The organism is Rhodoplanes roseus (assembly GCF_003258865.1).
GTDB lineage: Bacteria > Pseudomonadota > Alphaproteobacteria > Rhizobiales > Xanthobacteraceae > Rhodoplanes > Rhodoplanes roseus.
In genome coordinates, this window is the sequence record NZ_NPEX01000676.1 from 1 (window position 1) to 397 (window position 397).

Genomic DNA, 397 nt, shown 5'->3' on the forward strand with positions numbered 1-397 from the left:
TCGGCCGCCTTTCGCGTTCGCGACCCGGCGGCTACAATCTGGCCCTTTCCGTGCGGCAACATGACGGCTGCCGGCGGTGCACGGTGCCTGGATTAGGATCTCGCGTCTCGGGATGGCGGTCCTGTTCGGCGCGGTCTCGTCGGCACGATCGAACCCAGCTTCTCCAAGCCCCCGAGCGGAGTCCACGATGGCAGGATCCAAGTCGAGACGGCACCGGGGCCACGCGGTGCCATGGCCACGCGTCGTCCTCGCGGCGGCGCTGGGCCTGTCGGCCGCGGCCGGCCCGGCGCTCGCCCAGACGGCCGACGACACGCCCGCCCGGACCGAGCCGGCGCCGCCGGCCGACACCGGGGCTCCGCCCGCCGCGCCGGCCGGCCCCGCCTCCCCCGAGGCGGCG

The 397-nt window shown here is 76.1% G+C and carries 1 pseudogene; it reads left to right on the forward strand.

What is annotated here, in order from left to right:
• Positions 1-187: 187 nt before the first annotated feature.
• Positions 188-397, forward strand: a pseudogene (locus CH341_RS33945) (hypothetical protein); the annotation flags it as partial.